Origin of the sequence: Spirosoma soli, assembly GCF_042684525.1 — a bacterium.
Lineage (GTDB): Bacteria > Bacteroidota > Bacteroidia > Cytophagales > Spirosomataceae > Spirosoma > Spirosoma soli.
Genome location: NZ_JBHULN010000001.1, coordinates 740,547 through 758,428 on the forward strand (window position 1 = coordinate 740,547; position 17,882 = coordinate 758,428).

The 17,882-nt window shown below is 49.5% G+C and carries 15 protein-coding genes; 6 read left to right on the forward strand and 9 right to left on the reverse strand.

What is annotated here, in order from left to right:
• The first annotated feature begins 49 nt into the window (after window positions 1-49).
• On the forward strand, window positions 50-532 hold the full coding sequence (locus ACFSUS_RS03035) for a response regulator (protein ID WP_381518875.1): 483 nt from the start codon (window positions 50-52) through the stop codon (window positions 530-532).
• 20 nt (window positions 533-552) lie between these two features.
• On the opposite strand, the gene ACFSUS_RS03040 is transcribed toward ACFSUS_RS03035, so the two are convergent.
• Entirely contained in the window at window positions 553-1,404 is an 852-nt protein-coding gene (locus ACFSUS_RS03040; RefSeq protein WP_381518877.1) for a response regulator transcription factor, read from the reverse strand.
• A 168-nt stretch (window positions 1,405-1,572) separates the two neighbouring features.
• Between ACFSUS_RS03040 and ACFSUS_RS03045 the strand changes: the two genes are divergently transcribed.
• The 5 genes from ACFSUS_RS03045 (at window position 1,573) to ACFSUS_RS03065 (ending at window position 8,625) form a co-directional block, all read left to right on the forward strand.
• On the forward strand, window positions 1,573-4,671 hold the full coding sequence (locus tag ACFSUS_RS03045) for an efflux RND transporter permease subunit (protein ID WP_381518879.1): 3,099 nt from the start codon (window positions 1,573-1,575) through the stop codon (window positions 4,669-4,671).
• 360 nt (window positions 4,672-5,031) lie between these two features.
• Entirely contained in the window at window positions 5,032-6,045 is a 1,014-nt protein-coding gene (locus ACFSUS_RS03050; protein WP_381518882.1) for a bile acid:sodium symporter family protein, read from the forward strand.
• Between the two features lie 122 nt (window positions 6,046-6,167).
• Window positions 6,168-6,557 (forward strand): hypothetical protein, encoded by a 390-nt coding sequence (locus ACFSUS_RS03055; RefSeq protein WP_381518885.1) that lies wholly within the window; start codon window positions 6,168-6,170, stop codon window positions 6,555-6,557.
• A gap of 134 nt (window positions 6,558-6,691) precedes the next feature.
• Window positions 6,692-8,077 (forward strand): GH1 family beta-glucosidase, encoded by a 1,386-nt coding sequence (locus tag ACFSUS_RS03060; RefSeq protein ID WP_381519156.1) that lies wholly within the window; start codon window positions 6,692-6,694, stop codon window positions 8,075-8,077.
• 134 nt (window positions 8,078-8,211) lie between these two features.
• Window positions 8,212-8,625, forward strand: coding sequence for a DUF2267 domain-containing protein (locus tag ACFSUS_RS03065; protein WP_381518887.1), 414 nt, complete (start codon window positions 8,212-8,214; stop codon window positions 8,623-8,625).
• Window positions 8,626-8,775: 150 nt separating this feature from the next.
• Here ACFSUS_RS03065 and ACFSUS_RS03070 read toward each other — a convergent pair whose 3' ends face one another.
• From ACFSUS_RS03070 to ACFSUS_RS03105, 8 genes are all read right to left on the reverse strand, one after another.
• Window positions 8,776-9,252, reverse strand: a complete 477-nt coding sequence (locus ACFSUS_RS03070; RefSeq protein ID WP_381518890.1) for a hypothetical protein — start codon at window positions 9,250-9,252, stop codon at window positions 8,776-8,778.
• A 225-nt stretch (window positions 9,253-9,477) separates the two neighbouring features.
• A complete protein-coding gene (locus ACFSUS_RS03075; protein ID WP_381518894.1) occupies window positions 9,478-10,368 on the reverse strand; it encodes a sugar phosphate isomerase/epimerase family protein in 891 nt (296 codons plus the stop codon).
• Between the two features lie 275 nt (window positions 10,369-10,643).
• Entirely contained in the window at window positions 10,644-12,356 is a 1,713-nt protein-coding gene (locus ACFSUS_RS03080) for a GMC oxidoreductase (protein WP_381518896.1), read from the reverse strand.
• Window positions 12,357-12,429: 73 nt separating this feature from the next.
• Entirely contained in the window at window positions 12,430-12,945 is a 516-nt protein-coding gene (locus ACFSUS_RS03085; protein WP_381519158.1) for a gluconate 2-dehydrogenase subunit 3 family protein, read from the reverse strand.
• Between the two features lie 228 nt (window positions 12,946-13,173).
• Window positions 13,174-13,476 (reverse strand): hypothetical protein, encoded by a 303-nt coding sequence (locus ACFSUS_RS03090; protein WP_381518899.1) that lies wholly within the window; start codon window positions 13,474-13,476, stop codon window positions 13,174-13,176.
• Between the two features lie 557 nt (window positions 13,477-14,033).
• Window positions 14,034-14,897, reverse strand: a complete 864-nt coding sequence (locus tag ACFSUS_RS03095; protein WP_381518902.1) for a manganese catalase family protein — start codon at window positions 14,895-14,897, stop codon at window positions 14,034-14,036.
• Between the two features lie 174 nt (window positions 14,898-15,071).
• Window positions 15,072-16,661 (reverse strand): sensor histidine kinase, encoded by a 1,590-nt coding sequence (locus ACFSUS_RS03100; RefSeq protein WP_381518905.1) that lies wholly within the window; start codon window positions 16,659-16,661, stop codon window positions 15,072-15,074.
• 227 nt (window positions 16,662-16,888) lie between these two features.
• Window positions 16,889-17,680: a LytR/AlgR family response regulator transcription factor gene (locus ACFSUS_RS03105; protein ID WP_381518907.1), complete on the reverse strand. Its 792-nt coding sequence runs from the start codon at window positions 17,678-17,680 to the stop codon at window positions 16,889-16,891.
• Window positions 17,681-17,882: the final 202 nt, after the last annotated feature.

Here is a 17,882-nt window from a genome sequence, read left to right on the forward strand (position 1 = left end):
AATTGGTGTTAGTATAGTATCTTAATAGGTTAAACCACACAAACAAGTCATGACTAACCGGCACAATCAACCAACCAGCCTCCGGAACTTTCGCCATGCCAGTTTGCTGGTTGTAGAGGATAACAAGGACCATTGGTTCCTGATAAAAATGGCACTTGAGCAGTCGCTACCCGAAGTGGAGCCCATGTGGGCGGCTAACCGAGAGGAGGCCTTACAGTACCTGAACAGCTGCCTGCTGAACGGCACTGATTTACCTAAATTAATTTTACTGGACCTGTACTTACCCAAGCGAGAAGACGGTTGGGAGCTGTTGCAGGAGATTAAAGATCAATCGTCTTCCTTCAAGCAAGTACCCGTTGTTGTGTTGAGTTATTCAAATGCTCAGGAAGATATTACGGAGTCGTACTTTCACGGCAGTACATCGTATGTCACTAAACCAGCGGATGCTCAAGCCTGGATGGAATACACGCAGAAGCTGCGGACATACTGGTGGGAAACGGTTACGCTACCCAGCGATCGCTATATGACCTAAGCTAAGCAAGTTTAACTTGCTTAGCTTACCGTAGCAACGGGCAACTCGGCGAACGAGAGCCAGTACTGACACACTCGTTCAACAATCTTCGCAAACTCGTTATTGTCGGCAATCTGCGGAATAACCGAGTTGGCACCCGCTGCGTAACAGATTTCAATGTCGTTGCCCGACTGGCCATTGATGAAGACCACCGTTGGAATCACCCGCAGTTGCTTATCGGTCTTGATGTACTCCAGGGTGCTAAGCCCCGACCAGCCAACGGCCCGTACATCCAGTAATACCAACGCCGGTAGTTCCGAAAAAGCCATGTGCCCAATATGATCCGTGAGGGTCGCACCGCTGGCAAAGAAGCGGACGTTACAATTTGGCCATTTCTCTTCCAGAATTTGACGCAACAACAGGCTTTTCACATCGTCGCGTATAATAGCGCACACCTGCCGACTGGGCGGATTGATTAGATGCTTTGCCTGTTTAGTTTCCTGTTCAGCCTGCCCCCGCATGGGCATCTTATTAACCAAGCCGGGGCTGTTGAGCCGGGTAAATTCGGAATTCTCCAATCCGCGCATCGCCAACGTATCGGCTACCTGATTCCAGCGACGACGACTGACAGGTAATTGCGCTCCCCCCTGCATAATAATAGCGCCCGGCGTTTTGGTACGCAGGGGGCTCTTGATCTGATGGACATATTTTGGGTTGACCAACGCCGTCTTGTGAACCCGGACAAACTCGGTTAGTAAAGCCTCAAAAGAAGATAAAGGCTTAGACAGTAAGAGTGTCGACCCATTCCTGAAATGCAGCCAGGTATAGTTACTGGCACCCGTCAAATGAGTAATTAGAGCCTGGTGACTGACTACATCGTTGATATGCTTCATAGACTATATAAATAAATGCACTTACTTTTTGTTCGAGCCAGTTTGGTTAATTTTTCTGGCCGCTTTTTCAAAAAAATGTTTAACTGTCTTTTAACCGCAGGTTAAGACCGATTTAAGCCGGGGATGGGACTTTTGCGTAGGTATTATTACGCACACCACCTTTTGCTTATGAACAAATTCATCAAAAATATCCTGTCGTTCTCCCTGAAGAACAAGTTTTTTATCTTCTTTCTGACGGCTCTGGCGATTGTTGCGGGTATCATCAGTTATCAGAATACGCCTATCGAAGCGTTTCCGGACGTAACAAATACCCAAATCACGCTGATCACTCAGTGGCCAGGCCGCTCCGCCGAAGAAGTTGAGAAGTTCGTTACGATTCCGATCGAGATTGGTCTTAATTCCGTTCAGAAACGCACAGACATCCGCTCCACGTCTCTGTTTGGCTTATCGGTAGTAAAAGTACTATTCGAAGACGGTGTTGACGATGCGTTTGCCCGTCAGCAGGTCAATAACCTACTTAATGGTGTCGAGCTACCCGAAGGCATTAAACCCGACGTTCAGCCCCCGTATGGCCCCACCGGCGAAATTTTCCGCTATACACTTCAGTCGCCTACGCGCACGGCCCGTGAACTGAAAACCCTGCAGGACTGGGTTATTGAGCGCCAGCTGAAAAGCGTGCCGGGCGTAGCCGATGTTGTCAGCTTCGGTGGCGAAGTAAAAACCTACGAGATTTCGGTAGACCCGCGTCGGCTGATTGATTACAACATTACGCCCCTTCAACTCTATCAGGCAGTAGCCAGCTCGAATGTCAACGTAGGTGGGGATGTAATCGAGAAAAACTCCGAAGCATACGTTGTGCGGGGTATCGGGTTGCTCCGCAATCAGCAGGACATCCAGAATATAGTGATCAAAAACGCCAACGGAACGCCTATCATGGTGCGTAACGTAGCGCAGGTATCCGAATCTGCCTTACCCCGGCTTGGTCAGGCCGGCCGCGACAAGAAAGACGATGTGGTGGAATGTATTGTCGTGATGCGCAAAGGCGAAAACCCCAGCGAAGTCATTGAGCGGGTAAAAAACAAGATTGAAGAGTTAAACACGAGGATTCTGCCAAGCGACGTACAGATCAATACGTTCTACAACCGCGAAACACTGATCAACTTCGCGACCCATACAGTCACGCACAACCTGATCGAAGGGATCGTATTTGTTACGGTGATTGTCTTTCTGTTCATGGCCGACTGGCGCACTACCGTCACCGTGTCAATTGTGATTCCGCTGGCATTACTGTTTGCCTTTATTTGCCTGCGTCTAAAAGGCATGTCGGCCAACCTGCTCTCGATGGGTGCCATTGACTTCGGTATCATAGTAGACGGCGCTGTGGTCATGGTGGAAGGTATTTTTGTTACCCTCGACGAGATGGCTCATGAGCAGGGCATGGCCAGGTTCAATAAATTAGCGAAACTGGGGATTCTGCGGAAAACGGGCACCGAAATGGGAAAGGCCATTTTCTTTTCCAAACTTATTATCATCACGTGTCTGATTCCGATCTTCTCCTTCCAGAAAGTAGAAGGCAAAATGTTTAGCCCACTCGCCTGGACGCTGGGATTCGCCTTATTGGGGGCGCTGATTTTCACCTTAACGCTGGTGCCTGTGCTGGCCAGCATCCTTCTGAAAAAGAACGTCCGCGAAAAGCACAATCCGTTTGTTAATCTGGTCACCAAATACTCGACCAAAGCCTTCGGGTATACCTTCGCCCACAAAAAACTGAGTTTGCTCGTAACGGCTGTGCTTGTCGTCATTGGTTTATCGGGTTTTAGTTTGCTGGGTACCGAGTTTCTGCCCGAACTAAATGAAGGCTCAATCTACGTCCGGGCTACCATGCCCATGAGCATTTCGTTGCCCGAATCGGTGAAGCAAACGGTGCAGATGCGCCATATTTTCGAGGAGTTTCCGGAAGTAAAGGGGGTTATCTCGCAAACCGGTCGCCCGAACGACGGCACCGACCCCACGGGCTTCTATAACATTGAGTTTCTGGTCGACATTTATCCGCAAGACCAGTGGAAAAGGAACATCAGCAAAGAGCAATTGGTCGATGAGATGCAGCATAAGCTCAGTGTTTTCCCAGGGGTAAACTTTGGGTTCTCGCAGCCCATCATGGACAACGTAGAGGAAGCCGTCTCGGGCGTAAAAGGCTCCATTGCCGTTAAAATTTACGGGCCAGACCAGGGCATTCTGGAAGAGAAGGCTGGTGAGATTGACAAGCAACTGGCTACCGTTAAAGGCATTGAAGACCTGGGGGTTATTCGTACCACTGGCCAGCCCGAGATGCGGGTTGAGCTCGATGAGCGTAAACTGGCACTCTATGGAGTTGATAAGGCCGACGCGGAGGCCGTTATTGAGATGGCCATTGGCGGAAAAGCCGCCACGCAGATTTACGAAGGGGAGCGTAAATTTGATTTACGCATTCGCTACGACCTGCCTTTCCGTTCTAACGAGCAGCAGATTAGCCAGCTCATGGTTCCGACGGAAAGCGGTACTATGATTCCGATCAAAGAGATTGCCCGGGTGTACACCCAAACCGGGCCAGTACTGATTTTCCGCGAAGCCGGTCAGCGATACGGAGCTGTTAAGTTCTCGGTACGCGGTCGCGACATGGGTAGCGCCGTAGCCGAAGCCCAGCAGAAAGTGCAGACTAATGTCAAACTCCCGTCGGGCTATACGGTTAAGTGGGCCGGTGACTTCGAGAATCAGCAACGGGCTACCCTCCGGCTGGAGCAGGTGGTTCCGGTCAGTTTGTTAGGTATCTTCTTTATCCTATTTGTTTTATTCGGTAATGTAAAAGATGCTGGGTTGGTGCTGTTCAATGTTCCGTTCGCTATCATCGGAGGCATTGCGGCTTTGCTGATCACCCACGTTAACTTTAGCATCTCGGCGGGCATTGGCTTCATCGCCTTGTTTGGTATCTGCATTCAGAATGGTGTAATTCTGATTTCGGTTTTTAAGAAAAACTTACGAAATAGTCTATCACTAAACGATTCAATCCGGGAGGGCGTCGTCTCACGAATCCGGCCAGTGATTATGACTGCCATGATGGCGGGTATAGGTCTGATTCCGGCGGCCGTCTCGCACGGGATCGGTTCAGAGACCGCCAAACCCTTGGCTATTGTTGTCATTGGTGGCCTCATTACGGCTACATTACTGACATTATTCGTCTTTCCACTGATTTTTTACGCTTTTTATCGTCGGAAATTCAGCGAGATATAAGGAATTCGATATAATTTACTACGTTAAGTAATTTTTAACTCGACATTAACGTTAATTTAAAAAGATGTCGCCAAATTTGTGACATAACGTAAGACAGCATTTGACGGCTGTTTTACCCCGAAAGAGAAATTGCTTAGTTTCGCATAAAGATCCTTTACAAAGGGAAGGTTGAACATCAAGATTCGACGGCCGCCCGGTCGTCAGTCTTGAAATGGTGTGGATAGAAGCGGAAAGCCGCCCCGACATTCGGGACGGCTTTTTTGTTGGCTGTGCTTCAAGAAAACAACGCTGTTGTTTGGTGGCCAGAGGACCATTACTTCTCTTTCCAAACGAAAGGTAGCCGAAGCCGGTTACGTTCGTATGGCAACTACTTCGTTACGTTCTTTGCTAGCTCGGGTTGGGCTCGACTGGTTCATTCTGGCCCTACTGGCTATGATTGGTCTGGCTAAGGTTATCCCCGCACCGGGCGTCCAGGAGGGGCCGTTTTCTTTATCAGCGCTGGCTAATTACGGCGTTTCGCTTATCTTTTTCTTTTACGGCTTACGGCTAAATTTCGATCAGCTCCGGGCTGGCCTGCGCAATTATCGGTTGCATCTGGTGATTCATCTCACCACATTCGTTGTGTTTCCGGCTGTAGTACTAACCGCCCGCTCGCTGTTCATAACACCCGAAAATGAGTTGCTTTGGCTCGGCATTTTTTACGTGGCAGCATTACCCTCCACGGTTTCGTCGTCGGTGGTCATGGTGTCTATAGCCGGTGGTAATATCCCGGCCGCCATCTTTAACGCCAGTATTTCGAGCTTGATTGGCGTATTCATTACACCCTTGTGGATGAGTTTACTATTAACCGGCAGCAATGGGCAGTACGACTTAAAGGGCGTTATTCTGAAGTTAACCCTTCAGGTGATTGTACCGGTCATACTCGGCCTTGTCCTGAACCGTCGGCTGGGCTGGTTTGCCGAACGACACAAAACAGCCTTACGCTACTTTGATCAATTTATTATTCTGCTCATCGTTTATACGGCCTTCTGCGAATCGTTTACGCTCAACCTGTTTCGCGACTACTCGGCTGGCGATCTAGTAGGTCTGGCAGGCATGATGCTGGGCCTGTTCTTCCTCATTTTTGGCTTTGTTACGCTCCTCAGCCGCATCATGCATTTTAACCGGGAAGATCGTATTACAGCTTTGTTCTGCGGGTCAAAGAAGTCATTAGTGCAAGGGAGCGTTATGGCGAATGTGTTGTTTCCGGGCAGTGTTGCCGGTATCGCACTGCTGCCAATCATGATGTATCATGCCCTTCAGCTGATTGTAGCCAGTATTCTGGCACAGGCTATGGCACATCGGCAAGGCGAAATAAATAAAGTCATTCGGTAATGATTTCGGCCGGTTCAATGCACGAAAATCGGCATTCGACCAGAAGGCGGTATGGGTCGATTAAACGCAATGGGCTCATGGGCCTCTAACCATCAGTTAACCACATAAACAAGTAACTGATCATGAAAAAGACAATCATAGCCGCCTTTGCATTGTTGACCTTAACCGCCGGTAGCACCATGGCTCAACGGGTTTATTCTGCTCCTTACAACAACCGTCCTACGCAATACAATACACCAAACGATGAGTTTCGCGAAGAGCTAAAAATCGAACGTATCGACGCCATTGTCGGCCTGTCACGGAAGCAGGAACGCCAGTTGCACCAGATTGAAGATCAGTATGACCAGCAGATGGCGAGGGTTCGCACAACCCCCGCCGGATACCGTCAGCTCAGAGCGCAGAAGCAGCAGGCCATGTTGTCAGTGCTGACCAGAAAGCAACGGGAGCGCCTGTTTGCTCAGCAACAATACAACCAGCGCGGTCAGTATGGCCCTTACGGTCGTCGCGGGTAGTCTTTATAAACAGCTGATAACATTCCCTGGTCTGGTCAGTTAATTTACCAGATCAGGGAATATCATTTTAGGCCAAACGGCTAATTTTGATTCCACATCCTACAGTAACCTTGTCTGCCAACCCAGCTACCCAACTGCCTATTAGCCCGGTCATAAGCCGCCATGACTTCGGCCCAAATTTTGTCTGGGGCACCGCCACAGCCGCCTATCAGATTGAAGGAGCCGTAGACCGGGACGGACGTGGACCGTCGGTTTGGGATACGTTCTGTCGCCAGAAGGGTAAAATTAAAACGGGCGAACATGCGGATGTAGCCTGCGAATTTTACGACCGTTACGCGTCCGATCTACAGATCCACAAAGAGCTAGGGTTCGACGCCTTTCGCTTCTCCATATCATGGTCACGAATTTTGCCCGATGGCTTTGGCCCTAGTCAGGGCGGACGTATCAATGAGGCAGGACTCGTTTATTATGACCGGCTTATTGACCGTTGCTTAACGTTAGGCATCACACCCTGGATTACGCTCTACCACTGGGATTTACCACAAGCACTCGAAAACAAAGGAGGCTGGCCTAACCGCAAAGTTGTCGGCTGGTTTGCCGAGTTCGCCGACATTTGCACCAAGGCATTCGGCCATAAAGTCAAGCATTGGATTATATTGAACGAGCCGCTGGCTTTTTCGGTACTAGGCTATTTTACGGGTCAGCACGCTCCTGGTCGCCGGAGTTTCCGAAACCTGTTGCCCGTTATTCATAACACGGCGCTGGCGCAGGCCGAGGGTGGCCGGATTGTTCGGCGTAACATCCCTGATGCGCAGGTCGGCACGACGTTTTCGTGCTCGCCGATTGACCCGTTTACCCCCCGCGACCAGGCCGCAGCCACTCGCGTCGATGCCCTTATGAACCGGCTTTTCATCGAACCGGCGCTGGGGCTGGGTTACCCCACAAAAGAGCTACCTTTTCTGGAGGGTATCGCCAAAAAAGTAGCCAAACCCGGCGATATGGAGCGGCTTGCGTTCAACTTCGATTTCATTGGGCTGCAACATTACTTCCGGGCTGTGGTCGAACAGTCGTATTTTATGCCGTATCTGTGGGCCAAAGACGTATCGCCCCTCCGGCGGGGTGTTCAGGTTATCACCGAGATGGGTTGGGAAGTATATCCCGAAAGCATGTACCGCATCATTCGGCAGTTTAGCCAATACAAGGGCGTCAAGAAGATCTACATCACCGAAAGCGGGGCCGCTTTTTTCGACACCGTTCAAAACGGCGCGGTGAACGACGCTGCCCGAACCGAATACCACCAGAATTACTTACAGAACGTATTACGGGCCAAGCAAGAAGGCCTTCCGGTTGAAGGGTATTTCGCCTGGACATTCCTCGACAATTTCGAGTGGGCCGAAGGCTACCGACCGCGTTTCGGCCTGGTTTACGTCGATTTCCGGACTCAGCAACGGATTGTGAAAGCGTCAGGGCGTTGGTTTCAGCAACTGTTGACTAGCCAGAAGCCTGTCCATCGTCATTAACTCGTCGTTTGCGGTCAGGAAGTAGTCAGGTGTTGTTAATACTTGATATCTCCTGACAAAAACAGACCATTAATAACCACGAATGACAACCAATGGCCTACTCAGCGAGTTGTATTCCGAAAACTATCAACGTTATGCAGTATCCAGAATTTTTGCACGAAGCGAAAGAAAAGCTCGGCGTACAAACGGAGGAAGAAGTCCTCGACATCACCCGTGCTTTTTTGCATACCCTTACGGAGCACCTAGCCGGAAATGCCGCCGATAACCTGGGCGCACAACTGCCCGCTCCCCTACTCGACATCATTCGCGAACTCAGCCCTGAGGAGCGCGACCAGGGCGAACGCTTTAAACTAACGGAGTTCTACGAGCGCGTGGCCGACAAGCTGGGTGTCGACGAAGAAACCGGACAACGCTATACGCACCAGTTTATGCAGGTGTTTGGCCCGATGGTTACGGCAGGCGAATTACACAAACTGAAAGTGACGCTCTCGGAAGACTACGCACCGCTGTTCGAGAATGTCCCAACGGCACAAAACGCCCCACGATGATACACGAAGGCTCAGCAAGCTTGGTTGAATGGGTTTGCTGAGCTTCTTATCTAGCTTTCCTTAACCCTGACACGGTCATTACTACTGTAGAGCATAGTCTCCAGACTATGGCAAACGAGGGGTCATTCTAGCAAATTGTATCAATCTGTTTCACTTTACAGGAGCGATACGTTGCACTATTGACAGCATGACTACAATAACCAATCCTCCTGCAACAAGCTTATAAATAGCTTCTACCCAATTGTACCGTTCCTGATAAGAAAGCTGAATACGAGGCTGTTTAGCTATTATATTCCTCCACCAATTAACTTCTTTCTGCGAAGAACCTTCCACCGTTAAGTGGGGACCGTCCGTGTTTGAAAACACATCCGCTCTATATCGTTTGTATCGTTTCAGACCAGTTGAGTTGAGGGTAATCTCAGCCGTGTACTCTTCTGATAAAGCCAGCCTGTCCCTAACAACTACAATTTTAGCTACTTCATCGCGATTGACTGCTCCATTTAGAGCCTCAGAGGACACGAACGTATGAGTCATGTAGTAAGATGGAAGGGCAATCATACCTACCATCAAGAGGGCGACTAACCACCCTCGATACGCCCGGATAAAAGTTAACAAAGCAATAGCCATGAATAGTCCTATGTTATACAATCATGTGTTGCTGAGCAAAGCGTTTTCGCCATAAGCACAGTTCGCCTTTTTAGCCAAAAAGTTCACTACACTAACCGCCTGATTTACTATTTGTTTACCTACCTGCTTCCCACTTTTTGTTGAGCATAGTCTCCAGACTATGGCAAACGCAAACAAGGGCTCTGGTGGAGCCCTTGTTTAAAAAATTAGGAAAGACGGTTAATACTACACTTTCAGTTTCTCAATGTTCTTGTAGCTGATGGCGATAGCTTCCAAAGGGGGGCGCTTGCAAACGTCCTGCTCCACGAAGTAATGCGTCATGCCGGCCGTTTTTTTGGCGTCGAAGATCCGCTGGAAGTCAATGGAGCCGGTACCGACCTCGGCAAACTCGCGTTCGGGGGTTTTGGCAATGTCTTTCACGTGCCAGAGCGGGAATCGACCTGGGTGTTTTTTGAATAACTCTACCGGGTCCTGGCCAGCAATAGTTGCCCAATACAAATCCAGTTCTAATTGAACCAGCTTTGGGTCGGTGCCCTTGGTCAGTATGTCATACGGAATCTGCCCTTCCAGTTCCTTAAACTCAAAATCGTGGTTGTGGTAAGCGAATTGAATGCCAGCCGCTTTGCACACCTCCGCCGACTTATTGAAGAGGTCAGCAAACTGCTTATAATCGTCTAGTTTAGTCCGCTCGGGCGGGAACAGGTACGCGCAGACCATGTATTTCTGGCCAATAGATGCGGCATCGTCAACGGCACGCTTCCAATCGTTTTTCAGGGTGCCTTTGCCCGTGACCACTACGTTACCGGTGGTATAGTGCCCACTGGGAGTTGTGAGACCCAGATTTTTCAGAAGTGCAGCGTAGTCTTTAGGTGTTTTACCGAAAAACTTACCATCAGAGTATCCGAATGATTCAACTTCTTTGTATCCGATGTCAGCTACTTTTTTCAGCGTACCATCCGGATCTTTCGCCATCGCTTCCCGTAAGGTGTACAATTGCAGGCCTACTTTTTTGGGCGTTTGAGCAAACGTATCAAACGATGGTAAAAAAGCCGCCGACGTAGCGAGTGCACCGAGTTTGAGAAACTGCTGGCGGGTCATTTTTTCTGCGTGATTCATGAGCGTATATAGCGGGTTTATGGGCCTATAAGGTGTTGCCCATGCCTATAACGTATAAAGGTAACTATACCCGCTTTTCCTACTGATAAACGGAATTAAAAAACCTTTTCGAGACCAAGCTATTCTTTAAAAAGTAGCCCGACTTGTAGCCTGGACGGCCACGTCCGGGTAGCGAGCGTCAGCAATAACACCCGGATGTGGCCGTCCAGGCTATTCTCAAAAAATAAGGCCATCCGCTCTGTGGATGGCCTTGTCTTTTAGTCAAAAATTATAGTTTACACTAGTCCTTTCTTCATTGCTTTTACAGCGTAGTCAACCGAGCGGGCGCTCATCGCCATGTACGTCAGCGATGGGTTCTGCGTAGAGGTCGATGTCATGCAGGCACCGTCGGTCACAAAAACATTCTTGACTGCGTGCATCTGATTCCACTTGTTAAGTATCGACGTCTTAGGATCCTTACCCATGCGCGCACCGCCCATTTCGTGAATGTCCAGACCGGGATTACGTTTATCATCACGAACGCGAATGTTCTTAAATCCAGCTGCGGTAAACATTTCCGTCATCTGCTCCTGATAGTCCTTGATCATCTTCTCGTCGTTATCGTCGTAAGCGATCGAGATTTTCAGTTGCGGAATACCGAACGGATCTTTCTGCGATTTATCCAGCGCTACGTAGTTGGTTTCTTTTGGTATGGTTTCGCCCATCATATGCGAACCAACGTACCAGCCACCTAACTCCGGATTTAATAGGTTGTTTTTCAGGTCAGCGCCAATGGCGTCCTGATTCGAACGCGAGATCCGGCCCGCCGAGAAACCGGCGGCATAACCACGCAGGAAGTCGGTTTCCTGTTTGTAGACGTTGCGGAAACGTGGAATGTACGGGCTGTTTGGCCGACGGCCATCCGTAGTCGAATCCAGATTACCATCGTATTGCGCTGAAATACCGGCCCGGTAGTTATGGAAAGCGACGTACTTTCCCAACACGCCACTGTCATTACCTAATCCGTTAGGGAAACGATTTGACGTTGAGTTCAGCAGCACCAGATTCGAGTTCAGCGCGGCTGCATTCAGGAAGATGATGCGCGCGTAATACTCTTTCATCTGCTTGGTTTCGGTATCGACAATGCGAACGCCTGTTGCCCGACCCTTTGTTTCGTCGTAAATGATTGAATGTACGACCGAGTTTGGGCGTAGGGTCATTTTGCCCGTTTTAGCGGCCCAGGGCAGTGTCGACGCATTACTGCTGAAATAGCCACCGAATGGACAGCCCCGCTCGCAGATGGTACGGTGCTGACACTGCGCCCGGCCTTGCGCCGTATGAATAGGCTGAGGCTTGGTGATATGAGCGGCCCGGCCCATAATCACGTGCCGGTCTTTATAACGGCTCGCTACTTCTTTCTGGAAATGCTTCTCTACGCAGTTCCACTCGTGCGGAGGTAAAAATTCGCCATCGGGTAAGGTCGCCAAACCGTCTTTGTTTCCTGTAATCCCGGCAAACTTCTCTACGTGGCTATACCAGGGAGCCAGATCGGCGTAGCGAATGGGCCAGTCAACGGCGAAACCGTCGCGGGCGGGACCTTCAAAGTCGAAATCGCTCCACCGCTGGGTTTGGCGGGCCCACATCAGCGATTTCCCGCCCACCTGATACCCACGAATCCAGTCGAACGGCTTTTCCTGCACGTAAGGGTGCTCGGCGTCCTTCACAAAAAACTGCTGCGACCCTTCGTAGAAAGCGTAGCATTTACTGATAATAGGATTAGCTTCACGAACCTCGCGGGTTAGCTGACCGCGGTGTTCGAACTCCCAGGGATTCATGTTGGTCGTTGGGTAATCCGTAACATGCCGAACATCGCGGCCACGTTCAAGAACCAGGGTCCGTAACCCTTTACCGGTCAGTTCTTTGGCGGCCCAGCCTCCACTAATGCCCGAACCAATGACAATGGCGTCGTAGGTATTGGCAGCCTGAGCGTCTATATTAAAATTTGCCATGAGTTAATGAGTCATTGATGGTCATTGGTTGTCGTTAATAGTAAAAAACAACGTAATGACTATTGAATGACAATTATTTGGTTTGGGAAACGGCTTTTGCTGGAACAGGAACGCAGCCATAATAATGGCCAGGAATCATCTGGTAATGCGTCAGGTTAGTCATGACGTACTCCGAGTTCAAATAGCCCCGGATGGTCAGTCCTTTCACGAGTCCGTAGAAGTCTTTCTGAGTTGGATCAGCTGACTGCGAAAGCTGGGTGAGTAAAGCTGTGCGCTGAGCAACATCACCTTCGCCGAAGGGTTTACCGAACGTTTTTTTAGCCAGTTCATCGGTGGCGTCAAGGCCTTTGCGGAAGGTTTCCTGAGCAGGTTTGTCGAGGCAGTCCGTAACGATTTTTTGAATAAACTGATGCACATTCAACGCTTTTGCACCGGGCGTATCGGTGGCCGGAATGATTGTTTCAGCGATGATAGCCAGCAGGTCGTCCTGGCTCGACGACAGAAATTGTTGGGTTGAACGGACAGTTTCACTCGTCCAACCGTTGGCCCAGGCGGGTAGGCTAATAAGCCCGCCAACGACTCCGGCCATCGTTTTTAACGCACTACGTCTTTCCACAGGGGTGCTTTCTTGGGTTCGGTTTGTTCTATCAAAGGTACAAACAGAACACGATTCTTTATTAGAATCGTTTCAGCCCGGGCGTTAAGTTTACCGATGCACAAACTCATCCTTCAACTTTTAAACAACAAAACCTAGCCGTCTCTTAGCGGATAAGAGACGACTCGGTTCAAGCGTTCTTCAGTTAAATTAGTCCCGTATTTAGTTGCGGGTTGTGTCTTTCTTTGCCTCTCCTACCGGAATGCCTACGCCAAACGCCCTGGGATCGCTCGGGGGTGTGGTTCTGCCTTTCCGCTTTCGCTGGTTAGACCCAGGAGTTACTACCTCATTGGGACGTGTTGACGATTGCATCAGTGTTCCTGGCGATGAAATGGGCGAATCGACACCAGGAATCAGGATCTGCTCCTGTACGGGGGGCTTTTGCTGCCGCAGTGTTGAATCACTCTGACCGAAACAAATTGATGTATAAAAGCAGCCAAATACGATAATTGAGAACAGGCGCATAAGTTGAGTTCGTTTATTTGACCTAAACTGACAGATTCACCAACGATTTTTGCAGTCGGTACATACCTCAACTCTTTGTAACCAGCAAAGTTTACCAGACCTTTTTTGTAGAGGCCAGAAACATTTCAGGCGCTGACAACGCTTGTTTTACGACTCTACATTCTAAGCAAATTCTAAGGCTATATTCAGGTTAGCCTAAGCATTGGTCAATAGTTTTGACACATGCCATACTTCATTAGTAAACTTAAACACCGCGAACCAGGCTCCCAGCGTCACTCGTCTCGACGTGCTGACTATTTACTGCTGCTCATGGTCGGGCTGTTTCTGCTGGCCCTCGCAATCAGCCTGTTGACGAATTTTCCAGCCCTTATATGGTGAAAGCAGTCAGCAAATAATGTGCGTAGTACTTATCCTTTAGAGTACAGGGGCAAGCATTTCTCGACCTACCAGCGCCTTGTGCATATTCCAGGACCTGTGTTTAGATCAAGCTACGAAACGAAGAAGCTCTGCACCGTTTCTTAATGGTGCAGAGCCTCCTGTTACTGCAATTTGTTGCCTCACGCCTTCGAGTTGGCTTCGACAATCTGTTCGGTTTGTGCGTAAGCCGACGGCATTGGCGGTCCTAGTTGTGGCTCGGGACCCATAGGTTGAGCCTTCATCTCCCGGAATTGCGACTTACCATCTATTGACTTACCATGGGTCCAACGGCGGTTTTGCCCTACTGATGGTGAGCTAGGATCAATGTTCGTGTTGACGAACACATAGTTAACATCCTGATTTTCCTTTTCCTGCGGAAAGCTGTTCGGGATGGGGTGCACATTGCGCAAGTCGCCATGCCCCAGTTCTTCTAACACGGCTAACCACTGATTTTGGTGCATGGTATCCCGCGCAATCAGGAACGATAGCATGTCTTTCATGCCTGGGTCATCGGTAAGCTCATACAAACGGGTAGCCAATACCCGTCCAGACGATTCTGCATTCACGTTTGAATACATATCGGCGGCTGTATTTCCCGTGCTAACCACCCACGAACCATTGAAAGGCACACCATTGGCATCGGCTGCTAAAGCTCCCATACCACCTGACAAATAATGACGAGGGTCCATCCCACCCATAATAGCCGCTACGATGGGGTCTTTACCGACAATCGTGTCCACTAAATCTCCCGACGCTCCTTCCAGATTGAGCGCAACAGCGGTAGCCAGCATTTCAATATGCGCCATCTCTTCGGTACCCGTATCTAACAGCATGTCTCGGTAGCGTACTGGTCCGCGGGAATTCCAGGCCTGGAAGAGGTATTGTAGACAAACACGAATCTCTCCTTCGATCCCGCCAATGGCCTGCTGAAGTAATCGGGCAAATTGCGGATTTGGCTTTTCAACGCGCACTTTGTACTGGAGTTTTTTGTCGTGATAAAACATGATCGCTAAGCGTTTATGAGTGATAACTGCCTGAGCAACCCGCAAAATTTTTGTTTGTTAGCCGAAGAAGTACATTTCTCCACAAAATCTATATACTAATTATCCAACGTTCCCATCACTGACTTTATCGGCAAAATGTCTGATAAATTGTCTATGATAACGGCTACACCTGAACTAGGCAGGCAGGTAGATGGTAAAGGTAGCCCCGTGCCCCGGCTGGCTGGTGGCCGTAATGGCTCCCCCATGATTGGCCACCACCTTCTCACAGATAGCCAGACCAATTCCCGTGCCGGCATACTCATTTTTGCCATGCAAGCGCTGAAACACCTGGAAGATGCGGTCGGCGTACTTGTCATCGAAACCAATGCCATTGTCAATTACCTTAATCTGGTGATAAGCAACAGACACTCGGCCGGGCTTGACCCCAGAGGGCAACTGGTCAGAAGCTAGCAAGCGGGCTTCAACCACAATGACGGGCGCTATGCCAACACGGTGGAACTTCAGGGCGTTGCTCAGTAAGTTCTGAAAGAGTTGACTGAGTTGCGACACATCGCCCGAAACAGTGGGTAGCAGGCCGACCTGGATCTGGGCTCCTAGTTCCTCAACCCGTAGCTCCAGGGTGCTCAGTACACTCTCTACAACGGTTTGTAGCGAGACCGGGCCACAGGCATCGCGCTGGGTAGAAATCCGCGAGAAGTCTAACAGGTCTTTAATTAAGGTTGACATTCGTTTGGCCGCCGACTGCATCCGTTCAATGTAAATCAGTTCTTCGCCTGGTGCGCCAGCATTGCGGATCTTCAACAGATCGCCGAACTGCTGGATCTTGCGCAGGGGTTCCTGCAAATCATGGCTAGCTACGTAGGCAAACTGCTGAAGATTTTCGTTGGAGCGGCTCAACTCATCAATCTTGTTTTCGAGCTGGCGTTGCAACTGCCTCAACTGGGTGAAGTCAGTGAAGTGGATCACCACCTCACCATCAAATTTGAACGTGCTCATTCGATTATACAGATCTAGACCGTCTTTGTCGTAGTGGATGTCAAAGGTGAGCGGCTGGCCTGTTTTGAAAGTTTCTACTGAATTGGTAAAGCTTACCGTTTCAAAATAGCCCGGAAAAACCTTGCTCACCCGCTTACCCTGCAATTGTTGCGGAGTTGCGTGGGCGTAGTCGGCATACGCTTGGTTGGTAAGACTGTAGCAAAAATCAATGATCTCACCGTTGATAATAACCGGTTTGAGCACCTGCATGGGTTCCTTAAACCAGTTAATGATGGTTTGCAGATACCGGTTAGCTTCGGCAACCTCTACCAGTTGAACCTCGGCGGTGATGTCCTCCACGGTGTGAATGATATAAGCGAGTTCACCATTGGGGTTTATAACTGGCTTATTAGCCAGTCGGCAAATACGCCCCTCCATCACTCCCCTTCGGGTGCTGGGCCACTCGAAGGGCTGGTCACCCAGTAAGTGGGCTTGTTTGGTTCGTAATACCTGATTCAGCGATTGCTCAAGCTGGGTAGACATTACCTGATTGCGGCCTTTCTCAAAAAATACCTCGAACACTCCATACCCCACCAAGGCCTCCCGTTGCAGGTTAAGGGCTGCCAGGTACTCGTCTGAGACGGCCGCAATGGTAAACGTTGGAGCATCGAGCAACAGCACTAGGTGATTGCCGGGGATTGCATTAATGAGTAGGGAGCTGAAGGGTAAACCATCCATACCGGATGCCGGTGAACGCTCCATCCGAGACTTTCCTGTCATGGGGTTCATGGATCATTAATCTATTTGGTACAGCCACAAACAGAATGACAGCCACACTACTATCGGCTGTAAGAAGTTGCCAAATTAGTGATTTAGCCGAAATTTGGGGTAGATTCTTAGGGTAATAAGTCGCTTAATTTGGTTTAAACGACAGAACAATCAACCGAAGGACAGGGCTCAATAGGTGATTAACTTTGTGAAAATAATATAGGCCAGAGCAACTAACCGCTCAACCATTACTTACCCATCCACTTTTTGAATTCAGTAGCCCGCTCACGGCTCACTAATACGTCATCATCGGGAGCGGGTTTGAGGGTTAATTTGAGCTTGTTATTGAAATACGGATGAATTTGCTGTACTGAGTTTATATCCACGATAAACTGGCGATTAGCCCGGAAGAATTGCGTGGGGGCCAGCATGGTTTCAAGCTCATCGAGCGTGTAATCGATTGAAAACTTTTGATTCGTATTCGTACGAAACAAACTCACCCCGTCTTCTGAATAAAAATAAGCAATATCGCTTACCTCAATAGGCATCCATTGCGAGAGGTGCTTGACCAGAAACCGTTTGCGATACTCAGTGGGTTGAATATGCTGACGAAGTTGCTGCACCAGGGCATCAATGGCTACGTTGCTGGGCGCTCCCGCATTGGGCTGGCTCTGTAACCGTTTGTATTTGGTTAGGCTAGCCTCCAGTTCGTGGCGTTTGATGGGCTTAAGCAGGTAGTCAATGCTATTCACCTTGAATGCCTTCAGGGCGTACTCATCGTAAGAGGTCGTAAAAATAACGGGCACCGAAACGGGTATTTGCTCAAAGATTTCAAAGCTTTGTCCATCGGCCAGCTCAATGTCCATCAGAATCAGATCGGGGTGAGCTGGGTGGCCGGGGCCGTTGTTTTCAAGGTAACTTACCGAAGCCCGAACGCTGGCGGCTGTGCCCACCACCTGAAGCGTGGGATCGACCTCACCTAACAACTTGGTAAGTTTACGGACAGCCAACTCCTCATCTTCAATGATCAGTACATTCATGACACAAGCTTGTTAAGGTCTCTTTGGTTAAGTTATGGCGCTAAGCTACGTTGTTCAATGCTCCCCTGTCAACCAGTAAAATAACCGAATCGACAAACAAGGTTATGAAATGACTGGAACCGGGGATGAAACGGATGCGGTTGTTCCTGCTCTCGGCCAGTTATCGTTAAAAGTGACGAACCGGCATTTGTGGGAGCTGAAC